The organism is Roseomonas sp. TS2 (assembly GCF_058833935.1).
In genome coordinates this window covers 1-23,107 of record NZ_JCACVY010000023.1, presented here as the reverse complement: position 1 = coordinate 23,107, position 23,107 = coordinate 1, and the positions used below count along the sequence as shown (strand labels likewise).

At 72.7% G+C, this 23,107-nt stretch carries 20 protein-coding genes and 1 tRNA gene; 3 read left to right on the top strand and 18 right to left on the bottom strand.

All coding sequences use genetic code 11. The features are described from left to right. Positions 1 to 6: 6 nt before the first annotated feature. The 9 genes from ACZJYS_RS06590 to ACZJYS_RS06550 all read right to left on the bottom strand — a co-directional run bounded on the left by ACZJYS_RS06590 (position 7) and on the right by ACZJYS_RS06550 (position 10,863). A complete protein-coding gene (locus ACZJYS_RS06590) occupies positions 7 to 1,254 on the bottom strand; it encodes an aminotransferase class III-fold pyridoxal phosphate-dependent enzyme (protein ID WP_493176615.1) in 1,248 nt (415 codons plus the stop codon). Between the two features lie 61 nt (positions 1,255 to 1,315). Next, complete coding sequence (locus ACZJYS_RS06585; RefSeq protein WP_493176613.1) at positions 1,316 to 3,484, bottom strand: alpha-ketoacid dehydrogenase subunit alpha/beta; 2,169 nt, start codon at positions 3,482 to 3,484, stop codon at positions 1,316 to 1,318. A 73-nt stretch (positions 3,485 to 3,557) separates the two neighbouring features. Continuing rightward, entirely contained in the window at positions 3,558 to 5,813 is a 2,256-nt protein-coding gene (locus tag ACZJYS_RS06580; protein ID WP_493176611.1) for a N,N-dimethylformamidase beta subunit family domain-containing protein, read from the bottom strand. Beyond that, positions 5,813 to 6,157 (bottom strand): N,N-dimethylformamidase alpha subunit family protein, encoded by a 345-nt coding sequence (locus ACZJYS_RS06575; protein WP_493176609.1) that lies wholly within the window; start codon positions 6,155 to 6,157, stop codon positions 5,813 to 5,815. The genes ACZJYS_RS06580 and ACZJYS_RS06575 overlap by 1 nt, the downstream gene beginning before the upstream one ends. A gap of 76 nt (positions 6,158 to 6,233) precedes the next feature. Further along, positions 6,234 to 7,295 carry an extracellular solute-binding protein gene (locus ACZJYS_RS06570; protein WP_493176607.1) on the bottom strand — a complete coding sequence of 354 codons (1,062 nt, stop codon included), beginning with the start codon at positions 7,293 to 7,295 and terminating at the stop codon, positions 6,234 to 6,236. Positions 7,296 to 7,347: 52 nt separating this feature from the next. Further along, positions 7,348 to 8,061 (bottom strand): GntR family transcriptional regulator, encoded by a 714-nt coding sequence (locus tag ACZJYS_RS06565; RefSeq protein WP_493176605.1) that lies wholly within the window; start codon positions 8,059 to 8,061, stop codon positions 7,348 to 7,350. Between the two features lie 5 nt (positions 8,062 to 8,066). Beyond that, complete coding sequence (locus ACZJYS_RS06560) at positions 8,067 to 8,906, bottom strand: ABC transporter permease (RefSeq protein WP_493176602.1); 840 nt, start codon at positions 8,904 to 8,906, stop codon at positions 8,067 to 8,069. Further along, positions 8,903 to 9,775, bottom strand: a complete 873-nt coding sequence (locus ACZJYS_RS06555) for an ABC transporter permease (RefSeq protein ID WP_379633337.1) — start codon at positions 9,773 to 9,775, stop codon at positions 8,903 to 8,905. The genes ACZJYS_RS06560 and ACZJYS_RS06555 overlap by 4 nt, the downstream gene beginning before the upstream one ends. Continuing rightward, a complete protein-coding gene (locus ACZJYS_RS06550) occupies positions 9,772 to 10,863 on the bottom strand; it encodes an ABC transporter ATP-binding protein (protein ID WP_493176599.1) in 1,092 nt (363 codons plus the stop codon). The genes ACZJYS_RS06555 and ACZJYS_RS06550 overlap by 4 nt, the downstream gene beginning before the upstream one ends. Before the next feature lie 95 nt (positions 10,864 to 10,958). On the opposite strand from ACZJYS_RS06550, the gene ACZJYS_RS06545 reads away from it, so the two are divergent. The 3 genes from ACZJYS_RS06545 to ACZJYS_RS06535 are packed head-to-tail and all read left to right on the top strand — an operon-like array spanning position 10,959 to position 16,365. Next, a complete protein-coding gene (locus ACZJYS_RS06545) occupies positions 10,959 to 13,277 on the top strand; it encodes a penicillin acylase family protein (RefSeq protein ID WP_493176597.1) in 2,319 nt (772 codons plus the stop codon). Further along, entirely contained in the window at positions 13,274 to 14,785 is a 1,512-nt protein-coding gene (locus tag ACZJYS_RS06540) for an amidase (protein WP_493176595.1), read from the top strand. Before ACZJYS_RS06545 ends, ACZJYS_RS06540 begins: the two co-directional genes overlap by 4 nt. Then, positions 14,782 to 16,365 carry an ABC transporter substrate-binding protein gene (locus ACZJYS_RS06535; RefSeq protein WP_493176593.1) on the top strand — a complete coding sequence of 528 codons (1,584 nt, stop codon included), beginning with the start codon at positions 14,782 to 14,784 and terminating at the stop codon, positions 16,363 to 16,365. The genes ACZJYS_RS06540 and ACZJYS_RS06535 overlap by 4 nt, the downstream gene beginning before the upstream one ends. Positions 16,366 to 16,498: 133 nt before the next feature. Here ACZJYS_RS06535 and ACZJYS_RS06530 read toward each other — a convergent pair. From ACZJYS_RS06530 to dcd, 9 genes are all read right to left on the bottom strand, one after another. Beyond that, positions 16,499 to 16,574 (bottom strand) — tRNA-Phe (locus tag ACZJYS_RS06530). Positions 16,575 to 16,677: 103 nt separating this feature from the next. Then, the gene (gene yacG, locus ACZJYS_RS06525) at positions 16,678 to 16,866 is read right to left on the bottom strand and encodes a DNA gyrase inhibitor YacG (RefSeq protein WP_109516150.1); all 189 of its coding nucleotides are present in this window, start codon (positions 16,864 to 16,866) and stop codon (positions 16,678 to 16,680) included. Then, positions 16,856 to 17,980, bottom strand: coding sequence for a ribonuclease E/G (locus ACZJYS_RS06520; protein ID WP_493176591.1), 1,125 nt, complete (start codon positions 17,978 to 17,980; stop codon positions 16,856 to 16,858). The genes yacG and ACZJYS_RS06520 overlap by 11 nt, the downstream gene beginning before the upstream one ends. Next, on the bottom strand, positions 17,965 to 18,630 hold the full coding sequence (locus ACZJYS_RS06515; protein ID WP_379633344.1) for a Maf family protein: 666 nt from the start codon (positions 18,628 to 18,630) through the stop codon (positions 17,965 to 17,967). Before ACZJYS_RS06515 ends, ACZJYS_RS06520 begins: the two co-directional genes overlap by 16 nt. Beyond that, positions 18,630 to 18,848: a translation initiation factor IF-1 gene (gene infA / locus ACZJYS_RS06510; protein ID WP_007003972.1), complete on the bottom strand. Its 219-nt coding sequence runs from the start codon at positions 18,846 to 18,848 to the stop codon at positions 18,630 to 18,632. The genes ACZJYS_RS06515 and infA overlap by 1 nt, the downstream gene beginning before the upstream one ends. 167 nt (positions 18,849 to 19,015) lie before the next feature. After that, a complete protein-coding gene (gene hisD / locus ACZJYS_RS06505; protein ID WP_109516148.1) occupies positions 19,016 to 20,311 on the bottom strand; it encodes a histidinol dehydrogenase in 1,296 nt (431 codons plus the stop codon). Continuing rightward, complete coding sequence (gene hisG, locus ACZJYS_RS06500; protein WP_109516147.1) at positions 20,308 to 21,024, bottom strand: ATP phosphoribosyltransferase; 717 nt, start codon at positions 21,022 to 21,024, stop codon at positions 20,308 to 20,310. The genes hisD and hisG overlap by 4 nt, the downstream gene beginning before the upstream one ends. Before the next feature lie 36 nt (positions 21,025 to 21,060). Further along, on the bottom strand, positions 21,061 to 22,320 hold the full coding sequence (gene murA, locus ACZJYS_RS06495; protein ID WP_493176587.1) for a UDP-N-acetylglucosamine 1-carboxyvinyltransferase: 1,260 nt from the start codon (positions 22,318 to 22,320) through the stop codon (positions 21,061 to 21,063). 14 nt (positions 22,321 to 22,334) lie between these two features. Further along, positions 22,335 to 22,889 carry a dCTP deaminase gene (gene dcd / locus ACZJYS_RS06490; RefSeq protein WP_109516145.1) on the bottom strand — a complete coding sequence of 185 codons (555 nt, stop codon included), beginning with the start codon at positions 22,887 to 22,889 and terminating at the stop codon, positions 22,335 to 22,337. Between the last annotated feature and the right edge of the window lie 218 nt (positions 22,890 to 23,107).

Sequence of the window (23,107 nt, the reverse complement as noted above, 5' to 3'; positions counted from 1 at the left end):
GCCGCCCTACAGCGCGGCGGCGGCCCGGAAGCCGGCCTCCGCCGCTTCCAGCGCGCGGTCGATATCCGCCTCGGTGTGCGCGCAGGAGAGGAACATGTTGTGCCGGGGGTGGAAATACGCCCCGTGCCGCAGCGCCGTGGCGCAGAAGGCGTCGCCCTTCGCCCAGTCCGGGTCGTTGTCGAAGATCATCAGCGGCATCTGCGCCGGGCCGGTCTGGCGGACGGGCAGGGCGTACTGGCGCGAGAGCGCGTCCAGCCCGTTGCGCAGCCGCTCGCCCATGGCGCGCATGTAGGCCGGGCCGTCGATGCGGCGCAGCTCGGCGATGGTGGCGACGGCCGCGGCCATCGGCACCGCGCCGCACCAGAAGGAGCCGGTGGTGTAGACCTGCGTCGCCGCCTGGCGGAAGCGCTCCCGCCCGGTGACGGCGGCGAGCGGATGGCCATTGGCGATGGCCTTGCTGAAGGCGGAGAGATCGGGCCGCACGCCGAGCGGCTCCCAGGAGCCGGCGAGGTCTATGCGGAAGCCCGCGCGCACGTCGTCGAGGATCAGCGCGGCACCCGTCGCGTCGCACAGCGCGCGGAGGTGGCGGGCGAATTCCGGCGTCGGCAGCTCCTGGTGGCGGCCGAAATCATGCCGGAAGGCGGTGACGATGACGGCGGCGAGGTCGCCCTTCGCCGCCTCGGCAGCCGCGTCCAGGCTGGCCGTGTCGTTGTAGTCGAAGGTCACGAGATGGGCGCGGTCCTCGGTGGTGACGCCGGCCAGGGAGGGCGAGCACCAGGGCACGGCGCCGTGGTAGGAGCCGCGCGCCACCAGCACCTTGCGCCGCCCCGTCTCGGCGCGGGCGATGGTGACGCAGGCGGTGGTAGCGTCCGTGCCGTTCTTGGCCAGCAGCGCCCAGTCGGCATGGGCCACGGTGTCCACCAGCAGCTCGGCCAGCTCCACCAGCACGGGGGCGGGGCCGTTCATGCAGTCGCCCTGCGCGGCTTGGCGGCGGGCGGCCTCCTCCACCACCGGGTTGCGGTGGCCGAGCACCATCGGGCCCCAGGAGCACATGAAGTCGATGTAGTCCCGCCCGTCGGCGTCGCGCAGGCGGCAGCCCTCGGCCGATGTGAAGTATTGCGGGTAGCCCTCCGGCAGCTTGGCCGCGTTGAGATGGCCCCAGAGGCCGCCGGGGATGACGGCCCGGGCGCGGGCGCGCAGGGCGGCATCGCGGGAGGCGGTGCCGGACTTCTCGGGCAGGAGGGCCTGCGACATGGACGGATCCTCGTCTTGATCCATTCGATATATCATATTTCTCCAAGGGGCCGGAAGGCCTTCAGCCTATCAGCCGGCGCAACGCAGCCCCGATGCCGGAGGCGTTACCCAGCGCGGCCATGTTCAGCGGGCGCGACACCACGGGCGCGGCCGCGCCGCCGGTGACGCGCAGGATCTCGGCATCCAGCCAGTCGAAGCAGCGTTCCTGGATCTCCTGCGCGATGCGGGCGCCATGGCTGGTGCCGCGCGCCGTCTGCTCGGCGATCAGCACGCGGTTGGTGCGGCGCACGCTGGCCTCGATGGCCGGCCAGTCCAGCCCGCCGGGGTCGAGGCTGCGCAGGTCGATGATCTCGGCATCGATCCCGGTGGCCTCGGCGGCCTCGAGGCTGGCGGCGACCATGGTGGAGTAGGTGAGCACGGTGCAGGCCCGGCCCGGGCGAACGGTGCGCGCGGAACCGAGGGGGATGATGTAGTCCCGGTCGTCGCCGGGCACCGGGCCGGTGGTCTGGAACAGGTCCTGGTGCTCGATCACCAGCACCGGGTCGTCGCAGCGCAGCGCCGCGTTCATCAGGCCGATATAGTCGTGCGGGGTGGAGGGGGAGACGATCCGCCAGGCCGGGTAGAGGGCGAAGAGCGCCGAGGGGTCCATCGAGTGCTGCGAGCCGTAGCCCGCCTGCGGCGAGACGCGGGCGCGCACCACCACCGGCACGCCGAAGCCGCCGCCGAACATGTGCGAGAACTTGCCGATGCCGTTGAACATCTGGTCGGCGGCGACGATGCAGAAATCGCCGAACATGATGTCCACCACGGGCCGCAGCCCGCAGGCGGCGGCGCCGAGCGCCATGCCGGTGAAGCCGTTCTCGCAGATCGGCGTGGGGAAGACGCGCTCGGGGAAGCGCTCCATCACCCCCCTGGTCGAGCCGGAGACGCCGCCGCGCAGCCGGTGCACATCCTCGCCGATGACGATGATGCGCGGGTCGCGCTCCATGTTGCGCAGCAGGGTGCTGGCGATGGCGTCGACATATTTCACCTCCACCCGCGCTTCGGCGGGCACCGAGGCCGCCTCCAGCACGCGGGCGCCGGCCAGCTCGGAGAGGTCGCCGCGGATGCCCTGCTCGATCTCCGCCACATCGGGGAAGGCGCCGACGCGGATCTGCGGCGTGTTGGAATCGCGCGGCATCTCGGTCAGCGCGGCGGCGGCCTCGGCCACCATGCGGGTGGCGCGCGCGTCGAGCGCGGCGAGCCCGGCCTCGTCCAGCACGCCGAGCGCCTTCAGCCGGGCGGGCATGGTGGCGAGCGGGTCGCGCGCCTGCCATTCCGCCTCCTCCTCCCGGCTGCGGTAGCCGAGCTGGCTGCCGAGCAGCGGGCCGCTCTGGTGCAGGAAGCGGTAGAGGATGGCCTCGACGAAGACCGGCCCGCCCGTCTCGCGGATGGTCTGCACCGCCCATTGCATGGCCCGCCGCACGGCGACGAGATCCATGCCGTCGCACTCCACCGAGGGCACGCCGAACATGGCGCCGCGCGTGGTCAGCCGCGTCTCGCGCGTCTGCTCCCGGACATGGGTGGAGACGGCGTAGAAATTGTTCTCGAGAAAGAAGATGACGGGCAGGTTGTAAAGGGCGGCAAGGTTGATGGCCTCCATCGACTGCCCCGCCATCAGCGTGCCGTCGCCGAAGAAGGCGACCGAGACATAGTCGCGGCCCAGCACCTTGTCGGCCAGGCCGTAGCCCACGGCATGCGGCAGGTTGCCGCCGATGATGGCGCTGGTGCCGACGATGCCCGCCGGTGCCCAGCGCATGTGCATGGAGCCGCCACGCCCGCCGCAGAAGCCTTCCGCCAGCCCCATGATCTCCGCCATGGCGCGGCGGACGAGGCCGCCCGCTTCCTCCACCGGCGCGTCCCGGCGCGGGTCGTAGCCGCCGGGGAGGGCGCTGTTCAGCAGCTTGGCCAGGATCTGGTGGTGCGCGCGGTGGGTGCCGTTCAGCTTGTCCTGCGTGCCCAGCACGGACATGGCGCCGACCGCGCCCGCCTCCTGCCCGATGGAGGCATGGGCCGGGCCATGCACCAGCCCCTGCCCGTGCAGTTCCAGGATCTTCTCCTCGAAGCGGCGGATGAGCAGGAGCTGCTCCATCCAGCGGGCGAGGGCGGCGGGGTCTTCCGCCGCCCAGTCGGCGTCATCCACCTCCAGCCGGAACCAGGGCGTATCGGTGGCAATCGGGGTGCGCTGCATGGGAAGGCGTTTCCTGGGTTCCGCGCCTTGTGGCGGCGCTTCGCCCCCGCCGCGCGCGGCGGGGGCTGTTCTGTCAGAGGTCGAAGCCCTCGAAGGGGGCGGGGTCGAGGAAGCGGCGGAGGACATTGCCCGTCAGCCGGCTGACGGAATTCTCGTAGCCATTGTGCGAAAGGGCGCAGGCCCAGGCGATGGAGCCGGTGGAGAAGACGGCGCCACCGCGCGCCGTGGGGAAGAAGGCGATGTCCGCGCGCACCTGCGCGTTCTGGTCGCCCATGGTGCCGCGGTGGAGGGTACGCAGCTCCTCCAGCGTCGGCACGCCGCCATAGTCCAGCCGGTCCGCCGTGGCGAGCCAGAGGAGGTGCGGCGGAGAGCCGAGGGTGGGTTCCACGCGGTCCACCTCCAGCCCCGCCGCGCCGCCGCCGCGCAGGCCGAAATCGCCGAGCGGCGCGTCGAGGTCGATGCCCTCCACCGCCCAGGCGATGCGCGGGTCGCGCGCCGGGGCGCGCCATTCATAGGGATAGGAGCGGGTGAAGACCTGCGCGTCGAAGCCGACGCCGACGAGACGCTGCGGCGGGCGTCCGCTGGCGCGCCAGAGGCCGGAGGGCTCGCCGGTGAAGGAGAGGGCGTTCTCGCCCGGCTCCCCCTCCCAGGTGCGCAGCCCGATCATGCCGCGGCGGATTTCCATGGCATGCGGCTCGGTCGGGTGCCAGCCGATGCGCCAGTAGAAGCCGTTGCCGCCGAGATAGATGTGGCGGCCGCCGCCACGCTGGTAGGCATCGAAGGCCTCGATCATCGAGCGGCTGAAATACTCGGGATGCGAGCCGGTGATGACGCAGCGATAGGGGGCGAGCGTCTGCGCGCCGTGGCGGTGGATGTCGTCATCCGTGACGATGTCGTAGTCCTGGCCGATCTGCTCCAGCCAGTCGAGGATGTGCGTGTCGTTGCCGTAGTTGAAGGTGGCGCCGCGCGGCCGCATGTTCAGGATGGGGCGCTTCGCCGTGGAGTAGCACCAGCCGCTGCCGTCGCTGTGCGTGTCGTAGGTGGAGAGGCCGAGCTCGCGGTGCTCCTGCAGGTAGACATCGTCGCGCGAGAGGGCGATGAGGCCTTCCAGCATGGCCTCCGCATGCACCTGGTCCAGCCGCAGCGCGCTGTTGGCATAGGCCAGGAAGGTGGCGGTGCTGGCGACGAAGGCGAGCTTCGCGCGCGGCCTGCCGAGCGGCGCGCGGACGAAGAAGGCGACGAAGCTCTCCACCGGGTCCTCGCCGCCCTGCCGCGCGCGCAGGCGCAGCGCGTAGAAGCCGCTGCGCCAGTCCTCGGGGATGGTGAGGCGGAGATCCGGCGACCAGCCTGCGTCGTGCATGTCGTCGATGTGGAAATGGATGGCGCCGTAGAGCTCCGGCGCCTCGGTCCACTGCACGGTGCGGCCATCCCAGTTGGCACCGGTGGCCGCGCGCATCGGCATCTGGCGCAGCCTTCCGTCCAGCCGGTTGGCGGAGAGATCGCGGATGATGTCGGTGGACATCTCGCGCGAGAAATCCCAGGCGCCGATCAGGTCGGGCTCGGCGGGGGAGGGCGTCAGGCTCTCGGCCAGGGCGCGCAGCGCGGCCTCGTCGCGGGCGGCGGAGAGCAGGCGCGGGCGGTCGATCTTGCCGTCGAAATGCCCGGCGGTGCGGGGTGCCGCGCCCGCCTCCAGCGCATGGGCGGCGATGACGAGGGCCGTATCCGCCGGCCAGGCACTCTCTCTGGGGGCCTCGGCGCTGGCCATGCCGCCCGTGTCGCGCCCGGCCTGGGCGTCGAGGCTGGACTGGAAGACGGTGATCCGCCCCTGCGCCGGGTCGTAGCAAGCACCGACAAAAATCCACTCCCGCTCCAGCACCGGGCGCGGCGCGGTGACGCGCCAGAGCCGCCCCCCGGCGCCCAGGGTGAATTCGAGCCGCGCCCCGGCATCCAGGCCGAGGCGCCAGCCCTCCGCCGTGTCGTCGCGCCAGCGGGAGAGCAGGGTCTGCGGGCCGGTGCCGGGCGCGGTGGGGTGGATGAAGGCGGCCACCGAGAGCGCGCCCGGCCGGTTCAGCGCCGGCGCGTCCGGGACCAGGGCGCAGGAGCCGGGGCGGAGCGGCTGGTGGCGCAGCGCCACCGGCCCGTCGATCGGCGTGCCGGGCTGGTGGAAGCGAAGGCCCGGCCCGTCCGGGTCCGGGTCGGCGCAGCGGACGCGCAGCAGCGTGGCCTCGGCCCCTTCCAGCGTGGCGCTGGAGAGATGGAAGGCCACCTCCTCCCCGGGGGAGACGACGAGCGGCCAGGCATAGCCGAGAACGGCGGTGGTGTCGGTCATCAGGGCGTGGTCCTGCTGGGCGCCAGCGTCTGGCCGGTCAGCGCTTCCCAGCGCAGGGCGAAGACGGCCCACTCGGCCTCGGCCAGGCTGGTGAAGACTTGGTTGGGGAAGGTCTCCACCGGCGCGCCGCGGCGGCCGGGCATGCGCGCCAGCATCCAGCGGCGGTTCGGCTCCAGCACCACGAGCACGTGGCGCCGGCCGAGACCGGACCAGCGCATGCGGTGCAGCAGCTTCTGCAGCTCGTCGCTGTGCGGGCCGCGCGGCTTGCGGCGGAATTCCTCGACGAGGTCGAGCCGGCTCGGGTCCACCGGCCAGTGTGCCGCCTCGGGGTGGTTCACCAGCATGAAGGGCGGGTTTCCGTGAGAGGGGTGGCGCGGGCGGGCCTGTGCGGCCCGCCCGTGGGATCGGTCAGTGGGCCGGTCAGCGGGTCAGCCAGTTCACCCAGCGCTCGCGCATGGCGTTGCGGTTGGCGGCGATCCATTCGTAGTCGGCGATCACCAGCCGGTCCCAGTTCTCGGGCCAGGAGGCGCGGTAGCGGCGCTCCGCCTCGGGCACCAGCGCGGCGGTCTCGCGGTTGTTGCTGTCGAAGGAGACCTTCTCGCTGAAGGGCAGGTGCTCCTTCGGGTTCTGCACGAAGAACTCCAGGAAGCGCATGGCGTTGGCGGTGTTCGGCCCGCCCTTCAGCACCGCCCAGTTGCCGACGTCACGGATCGCGCCGTTCCAGGTGAAGTCGAACTCCCCGCTCTTGGCCAGCGGCACGGCGCGGGAGGAGTAGAGCACGCTCATCACCGCGTCGCCGCCGCGCAGGATCTGCATGGAGTTGTCGCCGCTCTTCCACCAGGCGGCGACATGCGGCTTGATCGTGTCCAGCTTGCGGTAGGCGCGGTCGAGATCCATCGGGAAGAGCTTGTCGCGCGGCACGCCATCGGCCATCAGCGCCGCCAGCGGCAGCCACCATTCGCGGTCGCCCGTATCCGGCAGGGAGCGGGGGCCGGGAAACTTCGCCACGTCGAAGAACTCCGCCCAGGAGGCGGGGCCGCCATTGGGGAAGGCCTTTTTGCTCCAGGTGATGGCCATGCCGCCAGCGGTGCGGATGATGCCGGTGGGGAAGCAGCCACCGGGCAGGGCGTGCTGCGTCATGGCCGGCGTGGTGCAGTCCACCGGCGCCAGGATGTCGGCGTGCTGGATCAGGTCGGGCGGGGTGGCGGTCACCACGTCGAAGGGGATGTTGCCGCTGCGCTGCCCGGCGCGGGCGCGCGCCCACTGGTCCGGCAACTCGATCGGGATGGAGCGGACGCGGATGCCCTGCTCCTGCTCGAAGCGGCGGTAGAAATGCTCCTGCAGGCTGCGTTCCATCAGCCCGCCGGTGGCGCAGACCACCACCTCGCCCGAGCCGCGCTGGGCGAGCGATGGCTTCGCCAGGCCCGCCGACCCCGCGCCCAGCGCGGTGGCCGCCAGAAGTGTTCTCCGTGTCACGCCCATGCCCTGTCTCCTGTCCTTACCGGTTGAGAGAGGACCTGGCCGCCGCCGGGGATCAGCCGGGGGTGGTCCAGGCCGTGTCGCGTTCCATGCGGCCGAGGAGCGCGACGAGATTGGCGCCGCCCTCCATCAGGTCCGCGCGCAGGGCGGCGCGGGTCGCCTTCGGATCCCGCGCGCGCAAGCCGTCGATGATGTCGAGGTGCCGGTGCCGGCCGGGGTAGCTCGGCCGCGCATCGGGGTAGAGGAAGGCGTGCATCGGCCCGTTGCGCAGCCAGATGCTCTCGATGATGGCGAGCAGCTCCGGCATGGCGGCGGCGGCGTAGAGGGTGTGGTGGAAGGCCCAGTTGGCGCGGTTGGCGGCGGTCGCTTCGCCCGCCTCCTCGGCCGCGGCCAGGGCGGCGTTGGCGCGCTCCAGCGCGTCGAGGTCGGAGGGGGTGATGCGCAGCGCGGCGGCCTCGGCGGCCAGCCCCTCCAGCTCCAGGCGGATGGTGCGCAGCTCCAGATACTGCTCCAGGCTGAGGCCGGCGACGGTGATGGAGCGCGCCGCCTCCAGCCGCAGCGCGCGCTCGCGGGCGAGCTGCACCACCGCCTCCCGCACCGGCGTCTCGGAGACCTGCATGGCGGCGGCGAGATCGCGGATCTTGAGCCGCTGGCCGGGGCGCATGCGGCCCTCGAACAGGGCGCTGCGCAGCTCGTCATAGACACGCCCCGCCAGGTTCTCCCGGCCGACGGGGGCGACGAAATCGAGCACGTTTGCCGCTTCGGGCATGGTCTTCATGGTCCTGAGTCCGGTGCCGTGCCGGCGGCCCGCGCCCTCCGCTCCAGGCTGCGCTTCAGCCCGTAGCCGAGCAGCAGCGCGAGGATGGTGAGGGCGGTGAGCATGGTCGCCACGGCGGCGAGGGTGGGCGAGATGTTGAAGTCGATATCCTCGAACATCTTGCGGGGCAAAGTCTTGCGGTCGAGATCCGAGATGAAGAAGGAGACCACGGCCTCGTCGAAGGAGATGATGAAGGCGAAGAGGGCGGCGGAGACGAGGCCCGGCGCGATCAGCGGCAGGGTGACGTGGCGGAAGGCGCGGAGCGGCCCCGCGCCGCAGGACAGCGCCGCGCGCTCCAGATCCACGTCGAAGCGGTAGAGCGCCGCGAGCACGGTGAAGACCACGAAGGGCAGGGCGAGCACGGTGTGCGCCATGGCGAAGCCGAGCAGCGTGCCGGTGAGCCGCAACTGCTCGAACACCAGGAACATGGCGACGGCCAGCGCGATGTGCGGCACGATGACGGGGCCGATCACCAGCAGCTCGATGAAGCCCTTGCCCGGCAGCCGCCCGCGCACCAGGGCGAGGGCCAGCATGGTGCCGATGAGGGTGGCGCAGACCGCCGAGATGAGCCCCGCCTCGGCGCTGAAGAGGGTGGCGCGCAGCCAGTCGCTGTCCTCGAAATAGGCGGCGTACCAGCGCAGCGAGAAGCCTTTCGGCGGGAAGCTCAGCAGCCGCTCCGGCCCCACCGACATCGGCGCGATGATCAGCGTCGGCAGCAGCAGGAACACCGTGACGGCATAGGCCGCCGCGTTCAGCGCCATCCGCCCGGCGCGGTTGTGTGTCCGCGCGGCGCTCATGCGGACCCCACGAAGCGGTCCAGCCGCACCGCGCGCTTGAACAGCAGGGTGAGGGCCAGCACGAAGACCAGCAGGATGCCGACCAGCGCGCCGGCGAAGGGCCAGTCCAGCATCTCCCGCACCTGCTGCGAGACCAGCGTGGCGATCATCATCTGCTGCGGCCCGCCGATCAGCGCAGGCGTGACGAAGAAGCCCAGCGCCAGCAGGAAGACCATCAGGCAGCCGGAGGTGACGCCGGGCAGCGCCAGCGGCCAGATCACCTCGCGGAAGGTGGCCCAGGGCGAGGCGCCGAGCATCTGCGCCGCGCGCGGATAGTCCTCCGGGATGCCCTTCAGCGCGGAATAGATGGGCAGCACCATGAAGGGCAGCAGCACATGCGCCATGGCCAGCACCACCGCGCCCTCCGTGTAGAGCAGGCGGATGGGCGCCTCGGTCAGCCCTAGCTGTTGCAGGAGCTGGTTCACCACGCCGTTGCGCTGCAGCAGAACCATCCAGGCATAGGTGCGCACCAGCACGGAGGTCCAGAGCGGCAGCAGTACGGCGGCGGCGAGCAGGGCGAGGCCCAGCCCGCGGCTGCGCGACATCACCCAGGCCATCGGCCAGGCGAGCAGCAGCGCCAGCGCCGTCACCAACGCCGCAATGCGGAGCGTGCGCAGCATGACGCGCAGATAGACCGGCTCGGCGAAGGCGCGGGCGTAATGCTCGGTGGTGGGGGCGGGGACGAACAGGCTCTCATGCAGCAGCGTCGCCAGCGGCAGGATGAAGATGATGGCGACGAGCAGCAGGAAGGGCGCCGCCAGGGCCAGGCTGGCCGCCGGGCTGTAGCGGCGCCCGCCGAGCCGGAAGCGGGAGGGGCGGGGCGCGCTCACGCGCGGAAGGCCCTGGCGTCGGCCGCCTGCCAGGCGAGGCGCACCGTCTCGCCCGGGCGCGGCTCGTGCAGCCCGGCGCCGGCGGGGATGCGGGCGCGGAGCGGCTGGCCGAAGGCGCCTTCCAGCATCAGCGTGGTGGCGTTGCCGGCATAGATCGCCTCCGCCACGCGGGCGGTGGTGCCTTCGGCGGTGGCGGGCAGCACGCGCAGCCGCTCCGGACGCAGCGCCACCTTGATGCGGCCGCCGGCGGGCAGCGCCTCGGCAGCGATGGCGGGCAGGCTGCCGCCGCCCGTGAGCGCGACCGTCACGGACTCACCGGGTGCGGCGGCCTGGGCGAGCTGCCCCTCGCAGAAATTCGTCTCGCCGATGAAGCCGGCGACGAAGGCGGTCTGCGGCGCCTCGTAGAGATCGCGTGGCGTGCCGAGCTGCTGCAGCCGCCCATGGTCCAGCACGGCGATGCGGTCGGCCATGGTCAGCGCCTCCGTCTGGTCGTGGGTGACGAAGATGACGGTGATGCCGATGCGCTGCTGGAGATGCTTGATCTCGATCTGCATCTCCTCGCGCAGGTTCTTGTCCAGCGCGGAGAGCGGCTCGTCCATCAGCAGCACGCGCGGCTGGTAGACGATGGCGCGGGCGATGGCCACGCGCTGCTGCTGCCCGCCCGAGAGCTGCGCCGGCCGGCGCCCGCCCATCTCGCCGAGCCGCACCGTGGCCAGCGCCGCGCGGGCGCGCTCCTCCCGCTCGGCGCGGCCGATGCCGCGCATCTTCAGCGGGAAGGCGATGTTCTCCAGCACGCTCATGTGCGGGAACAGCGTGTAGCGCTGGAACACCATGCCGAGGTTCCGCCGGTTCGGCGGCGTCCAGGTCACCTCCTCCTGCCCGATCAGGATGCGGCCCGCATCCGGGAACTCGAAGCCGGCGATGGACATGAGGATGGTCGTCTTGCCCGAGCCGGAAGGGCCGAGCAGGGCGAGGAACTCGCCGGAGCTGACCTCCAGCGAGACATGGTCCACCGCGTTCACCGGCCCGAAGCGCTTCACCAGCCCCTCGACCGCCACGCGGCCCGCCAACCCGTCCGTTCCGCCCATTCGGCTCCCCCGGCCCCGATCCGGAAACAGAGTATTTGATATATCGACAAGACCCGCAAGCCGGTTCCACACTCCCCGCAGACAGGGAGGACGGCATGACCGGAGTGGATGCGCGGATGCTGGAGGCGGCGCTGCCGCCGCTGGAGGGGGAATTGCGGGTGCCCGGCCTGGAGGGGCCGGTGGAGATCCTGCGCGATGCCTATGGCATTCCCCATCTGCGCGCCGGCGGCACGGGCGATGCCTGGTTCGCCCTCGGCTTCGTCCACGCGCAGGACCGGCTGTTCCAGATGGAGCTGACGCGGCGGCGCGCCCTGGGCCGGGCTGCCGAATGGCTCGGCGCCGGCGCGGCGGAGGCGGATATCCTGGTCCACCGCCTCGGCATGGAGGCCGCCTGCCGGCGCGACCACGCGGCGCTGGGCGGGGCGGCGCGGGCGATGCTCGACTCCTACGCGGCGGGGGTGAACGCCTTCCTCGCCTCCGGCGCGCCGCTGCCGGTGGAGTACGCGCTGCTCGGCGCCACGCCGGAGCCCTGGGAGGGCTGGCACAGCATCGCGGTGATGCGCCGCCTCGGGCTGCTGATGGGCTCGGTGTGGTTCAAGCTGTGGCGCGCCGCGGCGCTGCCGGTGGTGGGGGCGGAGCGCGTCGGGCTGCTGCGCTACGATGATGGCGGGGGAGACCTGCTCTGCATCCCGCCCGGGGTGGAGGCGGCGCGCTACGAGGCCGATCTCGCGGCGCTGGCGCCCGCCCTCCGCGCGCTGCTCGACTCGCTCGGTGTGCAGGGCGACGAGACGGGGGGCGGCAGCAACAACTGGGCGGTCGCGCCCTCGCGCAGCGGCACCGGGCGGCCTGTCCTCGCCGGGGACCCGCACCGGGTCTTCGAGATCCCCAACATGTACGCGCAGCACCATGTGGCCTGCGACGCCTTCGACATGATCGGCCTCACCGTGCCGGGCGTGCCGGGCTTCCCGCATTTCGCGCAGAACGGCCGCGTGGCCTATTGCGTGACGCACGCCTTCATGGACATCCACGACGTCTTCCTCGAGCGCTTCTCGGAGGATGGCGCGCGGATGATGCAGGCGGGTGCCAGCGGGCCGAAATGGGTGCCCGTCATCCGGCGCGAGGCGGAGATCGTGGTGCGCGGCGCGCCGCCCCGCCGCTTCGAGATCCTGGAGACGCCGAACGGCCCGGTGATCGCGGGCGATGCGCGGGCGGGCACGGCGCTGTCGCTGCGCTCCGTGCAGTTCGCCGAGACGGACCTCTCCTTCGACTGCCTGCCGCGCATGACGCAGGCCACCGGCGTCGAGGATCTGTTCGAGGCGACGCGCGGCTGGGGGCTGATCGACCACAACCTCGTCGCCGCCGACACGGAAGGGCATATCGGCCATCTGGTGCGCGCCCGCGTGCCGCGCCGCGGGCGGGAGAGCGGCTGGCTGCCCATGCCGGGCTGGACGGGCGAGCATTCCTGGCGGGGCTGGATTGGGCATGACGAGATGCCGCGCGCCATCGACCCGGCGGAGGGGCTGATCGTCACCGCCAACAACCGCGTGGTGGCGGATGACCACCCGGACTACCTCTGCACCGATTGCCACCCGCCCTACCGCGCCGCGCGCATCCTGGAGGAGCTCCGCGCCAACCCGGCCTTCCGCGCGGAGGATGCCGGGCGGCTGCATGGCGACACGCTCTCGGCCAATGCGCTGCTGTTCCAGCAGCGCCTCGCCGCCCTGCCGGAGCCGGAGGGGGCGGCGGGCGCGCTGCGCGCCCGGCTGCTGGCCTGGGACGGGCGGATGGAGGCCGGCGCCACCGAGCCCGGCGCCTATGTCGCGCTGCGCCGCGCGCTGACGCGCATCCTGGCCGGGCGCAGCGGCCTGTCGGATGCCGGCAGCCATCCCTGGCTGGCCGTGGCGCCCGGCGTGGTGCCGATGAACCAGCTCTGGTGGACCCTGCCCAACCTGCTGCGGCGCGACGATGCCGCGCTGCTCGATGGCTGGAACTGGGACCAGGCCCTCGGCGCCGCGCTGCGCGAGGCGGCGGAGACGGCATGGGAAACCCCCTGGGGCGAGGCGCACCGGCCGCGCTTCACCCATCCGCTCTCCGCGCTGTTTCCCGAGGCGGCGCCGCTGCTCGACCCGCCCGCCCTGCCGATCGGCGGCGACAACGACACGGTGCTGGCCAACGGCCTGCTCGCCGCCGCCGGGCCCGCCGCCGCCTATGGCGCCCTGGCGCGCTACGCCTTCGACGTGGGGGATTGGGACAACAGCCGCTGGGCGGTGTTCCACGGCGTCTCCGGCCATCCCGGCAGCCCGCACTTCACGGACCAGCACGCCGAATGGGCGGCCTGCCGCATGGTGCCGATGCTCTATGGCTGGGAGGCGATCCGCAAGGCGGCACGCGCCACCCAGGTGCTGCGCCCGTGAGCGGGCCGGCAACTGGCCTGCCCGCCGCCATCGCCACGCCGGAGCTGTGCCGGATCGGCGCCGTGCCGCTCGCCGCCATGATCCGCCGTCGCGAGGTCTCGGCGCGCGAGGTCATGGCCACCTATCTCGACCACATCGCGGCGGTGAACCCGCATGTGAACGCCATCGTCTCGCTGCGCCCGCGCGCCGAGTTGCTGGCCGAGGCGGAGGCGGCGGACGCGGCCGTGGCGCGCGGCGAGGCCACCGGCCCGCTGCACGGGCTGCCGCAGGCGATCAAGGACCTGGCCGCGACGAAGGGGCTGCGCACCACCCTCGGCTCGCCGCTCTTCGCGGAGCAGGTGCCGGAGGAGGACGCCATCTTCGTCGCCCGCATGCGCGCGGCGGGGGCCATCATCATCGGCAAGACCAACGTGCCGGAATTCGGCTACGGCTCGAACAGCTACAACCCGGTCTTCGGCCTGACCCGCAATGCCTGGGACCCCTCGCGCGTCGGCGGCGGCTCCAGCGGCGGGGCGGGGGTGGCGCTGGCCACGCGGATGCTGCCCGTGGCCGATGGCGGCGACATGGGCGGGTCGCTCCGCAACCCCGCGGCCTTCAACAACGTCTATGGCTTCCGCCCGAGCCAGGGCCGCGTGCCGGCGGACACGCCGGACCCCTTCTACGGCCAGATGGCGGTGGAAGGCCCGATGGGCCGCAGCGTGCGGGACGTGGCGATGCTGCTCTCCGTGCAGGCCGGGTACGACCCCCGCGCGCCGCTCTCGCTGGAGGACCCCGGCTATCGCTACGAGGACCGGCTGGAGGAGGGCCGGGCGGCGCCGCTGCGCTGCGGCTGGCTGGGCGACCTCGGCGGCCACCTGCCCTTCGAGCCGGGCGTGCTGGAGTTGTGCGAGTCGGCGGCCGGGCTGTTCCGGCAGGCGGGCGGCAGCGTCGAGCCGGCGCGGGTGGAATTCGACCCCGAGCGGCTGTGGCGCGCCTTCGTCACCCTGCGGCAGCAGAGCATCGGCGGCCGGCACGACGCCGCCTGGCGCGACCCGGCGCAGCGCCGCCTGCTGAAGCCCGAGGCGATCTGGGAGATCGAGGGCAGTCACCGCCTCTCGGCGCTCGATGCCTACAAGGCGGGGCTGGAGCGGGGCGCCTGGTACAAGGCCTTCACCGCCCTGTTCGCGCGCTTCGACGTGCTTCTGATCCCCGCCGCGCAGGTCTTTCCCTTCGCGGCGGAGGTGACCTGGCCGCGCGAGGTCGGCGGCCGCGCCATGGACAGCTACCACCGCTGGATGGAGGTGGTGGTGGGCGCGACCATGGCGGGCTGCCCGGCCATCAGCGTGCCGGCGGGCTTCGACGCGCGCGGCCTGCCGATGGGGCTGCAGATCATCGGCCCGCCGCGTGGCGACCTCCGCGTGCTGCAGGCCGCCGCCCGCTACGAGGCCGCCTGCCCCTGGACCGGCCGCCTGCCGCCCTGGCTGGACGCGCCCCCCGCCACCACCCCCGCTCAGGAGATGCAGCCATGAAACGCCGTGACCTTCTGGCCCTCCCGGCCGCCCTGCTCGCCGCGCCGAATGTCGTGCGCGCGCAGGGCACGGCGGGGGCGCGCAGCCTGCTCCGCTTCGTGCCGCAATCCGACCTCGCCTTGCTGGACCCGGTGTTCAACACGGCGCTGGTGACGCGCAACCACGCCATGATGGTCTATGACCAGCTCTACGGCCTGGACGAATCCTACGAGCCGCGCCCGCAGCTCGTGGAAGGGCATGTCATCGAGGATGAGGGGCGGCGCTGGCGCATCACGCTGCGCGAGGGGCCGGTCTTCCACGACGGCACGCCGATCCGCGCGGTGGACGCCATCGCCAGCATCGCGCGCTGGAGCCAGGCGGATGTGCTGGGGCAGGGCATCCGCGCCATCACCGAGGAGATGACCGCCGTCTCCGACCGGGTATTCGAGATCCGGCTGCGCCGGCCCTTCCCGCTGCTCGCCGCCGCCCTGGCCAAGCCCTCCTCCTTCTGCCCGGTGATGCAGGAGCGCTTCGCCCGCAACCCGCCCGCGACGCAGGTGACGGAGATCGTCGGCAGCGGCCCGTTCCGCTGGATCGCGGGCGACCGCCTGGCCGGGGTGCGCGCGGCCTATGAGCGCTTCGAGGGCTATGTGCCGCGCAACGAGCCGCCGAGCTTCCTCGCCGGCGGCAAGCGCGCCTATCTCGACCGCGTGGAGTGGCACACCCTGCCGGACGTGGCGACGGCGGCCGCCGCTCTGCAACAGGGCGAGGTGGATTGGTGGGAGCAGCCCTCGCCGGACCTGCTGCCGCTGCTGCGCCGCAACCGCAACATCCGCCTGGAGGTGAAGGACAGGAGCGGCTCCATGGGGATGATCCGCTTCAACCATCTGCAGCCGCCCTTCGACAACCCGGCCATCCGCCGCGCCTTCCTCCCCGGCATCCGCCAGGCCGACTACATGACCGCGGTGCTGGGCGAGGACCGCTCGCTGTGGAACGACCGCTGCGGCTTCTTCCTCCCCGGCAGCCCGCTGGCCACCGAGGTGGGGCTGGATGCCATGGAGGGCGCGCCCGACCATGACAAGGTGAAGCGCAACCTGGAAGCCGCCGGCTACAAGGGCGAGCGCGTCGTCTTCGTCGTGCCGACGGACAATGCCCGGCTGAACGCGATGAGCGAGGTTGCCGGCGACATGTTCCGCCGCAGCGGCGTCAACCTCGACTACCAGGCGGGCGACTGGGGCACCATCGCCGCGCGGGTGAACAACCGCGGGCCGCTGGACAAGGGCGGCTGGAGCGTGTGGTGCAACACCATTCCCGGCATCATCGCCACCAGCCCGGCCACGCAATCCTACCTGCGGGGGCCGGGCAAGGCGGGCACCTTCGGCTGGCCGGACCTGCCGAAGATCGAGGCGCTGCGCAACCAGTTCATGGATGCCACCGACCCTGCGGAGCAGAAGCGCCTGGCCGAGGCGATGCAGCGTCAGGCCTTCGAGGACATCCCCTACCTGCCGACGGGCGCCTTCACCCAGCCCACGGCGTTCCGCGCCAATGTGACGGGGATGCTCAACGGTTTCCCGATCTTCCACAACGTCCGGAAGGGCTGAGCAGGGCGCGGCGCGGCCCCGCGCCCTGGCGCGGAGGCCCGCTGCGCGGGCTCCCCGGCCGGAAGCGCCGGCGCGGCTGCCGTATCACGGCAAGAAGCCTGCGGTCACGCTCGTCTCAAAGGGGAGAAGGAGATGGTGCCCAGAGCCGGAATCGAACCAGCGACACTGCGATTTTCAGTCGCATGCTCTACCAACTGAGCTATCTGGGCCCATGCTTGAGCGCCCTCTCGGGCGCCGTCGGCAGATGACGGGGAAATAACGGATGCGCCGCGGCCTGTCCAGCGGGGTCGCAGGATTGTTTTGCGGCCGGTTTCAAGCCTGCCCGTCCTCCTCCTCCGGGCCGGGCACGGGCGCGCCGGGGATGACGTAGCCCCCCTGCAGCCAGCGGCCGAGATCGACCTGCCGGCACCGGTCGGAGCAGAAGGGGCGGTGCGCCGGGTCGGAGGGCTTGCCGCAGACAGGGCAGGCCGCACGCCGGCGGGGCTTCGGGTCATTCGGCATGGACATGCTCCTGTCCGGGGGGGCAGAGCGGGTCGGCGCGCAGCGACAGCGGCCCGGCGGCCCGGGTGAATTCCTCCAGCGCGCCCGGCCAGTCGCGCAGCGCGGCCAGCACGGCCGGGTGGGCGGTCAGCGCCAGTGGCACGCCGGGCCGGGCGGCGGCCTCGCGCACGCCGCGCCGCAGCGCCAGGAGGCCACGGGTGAGGGGGGAGGGCGGGTCGCCCAGCACCTCGTGCAGCGGGGTGTGCACGCGGCGCCGCTGCAGCTCGATCAGCCCCAGCCCCGTCATGCCGACCAGCCGCAGATGCGGGTCCGCCGCCAGATGCGGTTGCAGCCCCGGCAGCAGGTCGCGCCGACGGGCGATGGGCATGCCCGCCATGTCGATGAGGATGGCGCCGGCGAGGTGGCGCAGGCGGATCTGCCGCAGCGCCTCGGCCAGGGCGGCGGCGTTCAGGGTGCGGTGCGCCGCCGCGTCGCGCCCGCCGGCGGCGGCGCCGGCATCGATGTCGATGGCCAGCAGGGCGGGGGTGGGGTGCAGCGTCAGCCGCCCACCGCCGGGCAGCGGCACCGCCATGCCGGAGAGGGTCTCGAACGCTTCCTCCACCGCCTCGTCGAAGGCGGGGGCGGTGGAGAGGGACACGCGCGCGGCACCGAGCGCGGCGCGCAGCCGGGCGGCGGTGGCGGGGTGGTCGGTGTGGAGCGTGGCCTCGGGGTGCTGCGCGGCGAGGCGCAGCGGCGCGTCCGGGCCGCGCGCCAGCAGCCGGGGCGGACCCTGCGGCGCCTCGGGGCCGGGCCGGGCGGCGAGGCGCGGCCCCTTGCCGCCCTGCGCCGCGCGCGTCACCGCCACGCGCAGCCATTCGCCCTCGGTGCGGCCCTTGGCGCCCTCGGAATCGGGCAGGAAGCCGGTCTCGCCGCCCGCCATGGCCAGGAAGGCGCCGCCCATGGCCGGGGCACGGGCGGAGAGGCGGGCGATGTGCAGGTCGCCCACCCCTTCGGGCCGCGCCGGGCGCTCGATGAAGGCTGCCTCCAGCTGGTCCCCGTCGATCAGGTCTCCGGCGAGCAGGGCGGTGCGCTGCTCGCCCGGCGAGACGGAGACCAGGATCAGGGGCGCAGCCACCCGATGCCCCGCAGCAGCTGCGCGGTCTCGTGCAGCGGCAGGCCCACCACGTTGGAATGGCTGCCCGAGAGGAAGCGGACGAAGGCCTCGGCCGATTCCTGGATGGTGTAGCCCCCCGCCTTGCCGCGCCACTCGCCGGAGGCGATGTAGGCCTCGACCTGCGCCGCGGTGAGCCGCTGGAAGGTGACGACGCTCTCCACCACCCGCGTCAGCAGCCGCCCGTCCGGCAGGCCCAGTGCCACGCCGGTATAGACGCGGTGGCGGCGGCCGGAGAGCAGGGCGAGGCAGTCCCGCGCCTGCGCCTCGGTCTCGGCCTTGGGCAGGATGCGGCGGCCGACGCCCACCACCGTGTCGGCGGCCAGCACCAGCGCCTGCGGCTCGCCCGCCATCACGGCGCGCGCCTTTTCCTGGGAGAGGCGCCCGGCCAGCTGGCGCGGCAGCTCCTGGGGGCGCGGGCGCTCGTCGATCTCGGGCGGCAGGATGCGCGCGGGCACGACCCCGATGCGCGCCAGCAGGTCGCGGCGGCGCGGGCTGCCGCTGGCCAGCACCAGCGGCGGGCGGGCCGCCTTGTCTGGCCCGATGGCGTCGGGAAGGGTGGCGGCGCCCTCGGGCGCGGCGGCCGGCAGAGCCGGCGGGCCCGCCTCGGGCATTACTTGAACCGGAAGGTGATACGGCCCTTGGTGAGGTCGTAGGGCGTCATCTCGACATTCACGCGGTCGCCGGCCAGCACGCGGATGCGGTTCTTGCGCATCTTGCCGCTGGTGTGGGCCAGGACCATGTGCTCATTGTCGAGCTTCACGCGGAACATCGCGTTGGGCAGAAGTTCAACGACCTGGCCGCTGAACTCGATCATATCTTCTTTTGACATCAGGCCTCTTTCGGGGGGTGTGGACGGGCGGGGCGGACCATGATCGTCCGCGCCCGGCCGGTCAAGCACAGGCTGCGGGGACGGGCAGGGCGCGCGCCGCTCGGTGCGCCGCAGAAATGGCGCCGCAGCGCGGATTCTTCAACCGTTCAGGGGCGGTGACAGGGGGTTCAGCCCTGCCCCAGCCGCATGGCCACGCTGCGCGCATGGGCGCCGAGCCCTTCCGCCTCGGCCAGCGCCACGGCGGCGGGGCCGATCGCCTCCAGCCCGCGCCGCTCGGCGGCGATCCAGGTGGTGCGCTTGAGGAAGTCGAACACCGAGAGGCCGGAGGCGAAGCGCGCCGTGCGGCCGGTGGGCAGCACGTGGTTCGGCCCGGCCACGTAGTCGCCCAACGCCTCGGGGCAGTGGGCGCCCAGGAAGGCGGCGCCGGCGTGGCGGATGCGGGCGAACAGCGCCTGCGGCTCGGCCACCATGATCTCCAGGTGCTCGGGCGCCAGCCGGTCGGTCAGCGCGGCGCCCTCCTCCCAGTCCCGCACCACGATGATGGCGCCGTGGCGGCGCCAGCTCTCGCCGGCGATGGCGGCGCGGGGGAGGCTTTTCAACGCATCCTCCACCGCGTGCTCGACGGCGTGCGCCATCTGCCCGCTGGTGGTGATGAGGATGGACTGCGCGCTCTCGTCGTGCTCGGCCTGGGCCAGCAGGTCGATGGCGATCAGCGCCGGGTTCTGCGAGGCATCGGCCAGCACCACCACCTCGGAGGGGCCGGCGATGGAATCGATGCCGACGCGGCCGAAGACCTGCCGCTTGGCCTCGGCCACATAGGCGTTGCCGGGGCCGACCACGCGATCGACCGGCGCGATGCTGGCGGTGCCCCAGGCCATGGCGGCCACCGCCTGGGCGCCGCCCACCCGGAAGATCTCGCTGACGCCGGCACGGTGCGCCGCGGCCAGGACCAGCGGGTTCAGCACGCCATCGGGGGTGGGGACGCACATGGCGATGCGCGGCACCCCCGCGACGCGCGCGGGAATGGCGTTCATCAGCACGGAGGAGGGGTAGGCCGCCTTGCCGCCGGGCACGTAGATCCCCACCGCGTCCAGCGGTCCCCAGCGCAGGCCGAGGGTGAGGCCGAGCGGGTCGTCCAGCTCCACGTCGCGCGGCAGCTGCGCCTGGTGGAAGCGCTCGATGCGGGTGGCGGCGAGGTCCAGCGCGTCCAGCAGGGCAGGGGCGCAGCCGGCGCGGGCGGCCTCGATCTCGGCCTCGGTCACGCGCAGCGCGGCGGCGCTGCCGGGGGTCCAGCGGTCGAAGCGGGCGGTGATGTCGAGCAGGGCGTTGTCTCCACCCGCGCGCACCTCGGCGATGAGGGCGGAGACGGCGGCATCCACCTTGGCGGTGGTGTCGCGCGCCTGGTCGAGCAGCGCGCGGAACTTGCCCTCGAAGCCGGGCTCGGCGGTGGAGAGGCGGATCATGCGGCGGGCTCGGTTCCGGTGGCGGCGAGGGCGGCACGGAAGCGGGCCAGCCAGGCGCCGATCGCCTCGGGCCGGGTCTTCAGCGCGGTGCGGTTGACGATCAGGCGGGAGGTGACCTGGGCGATCACCTCCGTCTCCACCAGCCCGTTGGCCTTCAGGGTGGAGCCGGTCTGCACCAGGTCCACGATCAGGCGGGAGAGGCCGAGCGAGGGGGCCAGCTCCATGGCGCCGTTCAGGTGCACCACCTCGGCCTGGATGCCGCGGGCGGCGAAGTGGCGGCGGGCGACGTTCGGGTACTTGGTGGCCACGGCGAGGCGCGACTCCCGCCCCAGCGCGTGCTGCCCGGCGCTCTCCACCGGCTCCGCCACCGAGACGCGGCAGCGGCCGATGCCGAGGTCGAGCGGCGCGTAGATCTCGGGGTAGTCGAACTCCATCAGCACGTCGGCGCCGCAGATGCCGATCTGCGCGGCGCCGAAGGCGACGAAGGTGGCCACGTCGAAGGAGCGCACCCGCACCACGTCGAGCCCCGGATGGTTGGTCTCGAAGCGCAGGCGGCGGCTGGATTCGGCGTGGAAATCCTCGGCCGGCACGATGCCGGTGCGGGCCAGCATCGGGCCCAGCTCCTTGAGGATGCGGCCCTTGGGCAGGGCCAGGACGAGAGGCGCCGCATCATCGGCGGCTGCCGCGTTGGGGAGGGTGATGGGCTGGTCCATGGCGGGTTGTATCACCGGAAAAGCGGCAAAGCCATGTCAGCCTGGAATACGTTCGATGTCGGCGCCGACGGCGGCGAGCTTGCGCTCGACCCGCTCATAGCCCCGGTCCAGGTGATAGACGCGGTTCACCACGGTCTCCCCCTCGGCGGCGAGGCCGGCGATGATGAGGGAGACGGAGGCGCGCAGGTCGGTGGCCATGACCGGCGCGCCGGAGAGGCGCGGCACGCCGCGGACGATGGCCGAGGAGCCGTGCGCGTTGATCCGCGCGCCCATGCGGGTCAGCTCCGGCACATGCATGAAGCGGTTCTCGAAGATCGTCTCGGTGATCATCGAGGCGCCCTCGGCCACGGCCATCAGCGCCATGAACTGGGCCTGCATGTCGGTGGCAAAGCCGGGGAAGGGCTCGGTCATCACATCGACGCCGTGCAGCCCGTTCAGCCGGCGGGCGCGGACGCCCTCCGCCTCCTGCTCCATCTCCACCCCCGCCTCGCGCAGCGAGCGGGTGCAGGCGCCGAACAGCTCCAGTGTCATCCCCTCCAGCAGCAGCTCGCCGCCGGTGATGGCGCCGGCGCAGGCGAAGGTGCCGGCTTCGATGCGGTCGGGCAGAATGGAGTGGGTGGTGCCGTGCAGGCTGTCCACCCCCTCGACCGTCAGCCGGTCGGTGCCGATGCCCTCGATGCGGGCGCCCATGGAGATCAGGCAATTGGCGAGGTCGGTGATCTCCGGCTCGCGCGCGGCGTTGACGAGCTGGGTGGTGCCCTCGGCCAGGGTGGCGGCCATCAGCAGGTTCTCGGTGGCGCCCACCGAGACCTGCGGGAAGAGGATGCGCGCACCCTTGAGCCGGCCCTCCACCTTCGCGTTGATGTAGCCGGAGTCGAGGTCGATGACGGCCCCCATCTGCTCCAGCCCCTTCAGGTGGAGATCGACGGGGCGGGTGCCGATGGCGCAGCCGCCGGGCAGCGAGACGCGGGCCTGGCCGTAGCGCGCCAGCAGCGGCCCCAGCACCAGGATGGAGGCGCGCATCTTGCGCACCAGGTCGTAGGGCGCCTCGAACTGGCTGGCCGCGCCGTCCAGCAGGATGCGGCGGCCCTCCGTGTCGTGCTCCACCGTCAGCCCGTGCTGGGCGATCAGATGGCCCATGGTGGCGACGTCGGCGAGCGCCGGGGCGTTGGTCAGCACCACCGCCTGCTCGGTGAGCAGGCCGGTGGCCATCAGCGGCAGGGCGGCGTTCTTGGCGCCGCCGATGGCGATGCGCCCCTCGAGCCGGCGGCCGCCGCGAATGCGGATGCGGTCCATGATGCGCGCTCCCCTTACAGCCGGGGCAGCGCGACGCCGCGCTGGCCCATGTATTTGCCCTTGCGGTCGGCATAGGACACCTCGGGCGCCGCCGAGCCCTGCAGGAACAGGAACTGGCAGATGCCCTCATTGGCATAGATGCGGGCCGGCAGGGGGGTGGTGTTGGAGATCTCGATCGTCACCTGCCCCTCCCATTCCGGCTCCAGCGGCGTGACGTTCACGATCAGCCCGCAGCGGGCATAGGTGCTCTTGCCCAGGCAGATCACCAGCACGTCGCGCGGGATGCGGAAATACTCGACCGTGTGCGCCAGGGCGAAGGAATTGGGCGGGATGATGCAGGTCGGGCCGCGCCGGGTGACGAAGCTGTCATCGGCGAATTTCTTCGGGTCCACCAGCGCGTTGTCCACATTGGTGAAGACCTTGAACTCGTCCGCCACGCGGGCATCGTAGCCATAGGAGGAGAGGCCGTAGGAGATCACCCCCTCGCGCCGCTGGCTCTCGACGAAGGGCTCGATCATGCCGTGTTCGGTCGCCATGCGGCGGATCCAGTGATCGGGCATGATGGACATGGGGCAGGAACGTCCTTCGGCGCGCGGCAGGGCCGGCCCCGATAGCGCAGCGGGCAGCCGCCGGCAACTCGGGGGCTGGATGGCGGGGCCTGCGGGCTCAGTCCTGGCGGGGCGGCTCGGCAGGCGGCGGGGAAGGGGTGAGGGCGGCCCCGGGCGCCTCGGTGGTGGCGCGGGCACGGCTCTGCGCCTTGCGGCGGCGCAGGTTCTCGCGCAGGGCG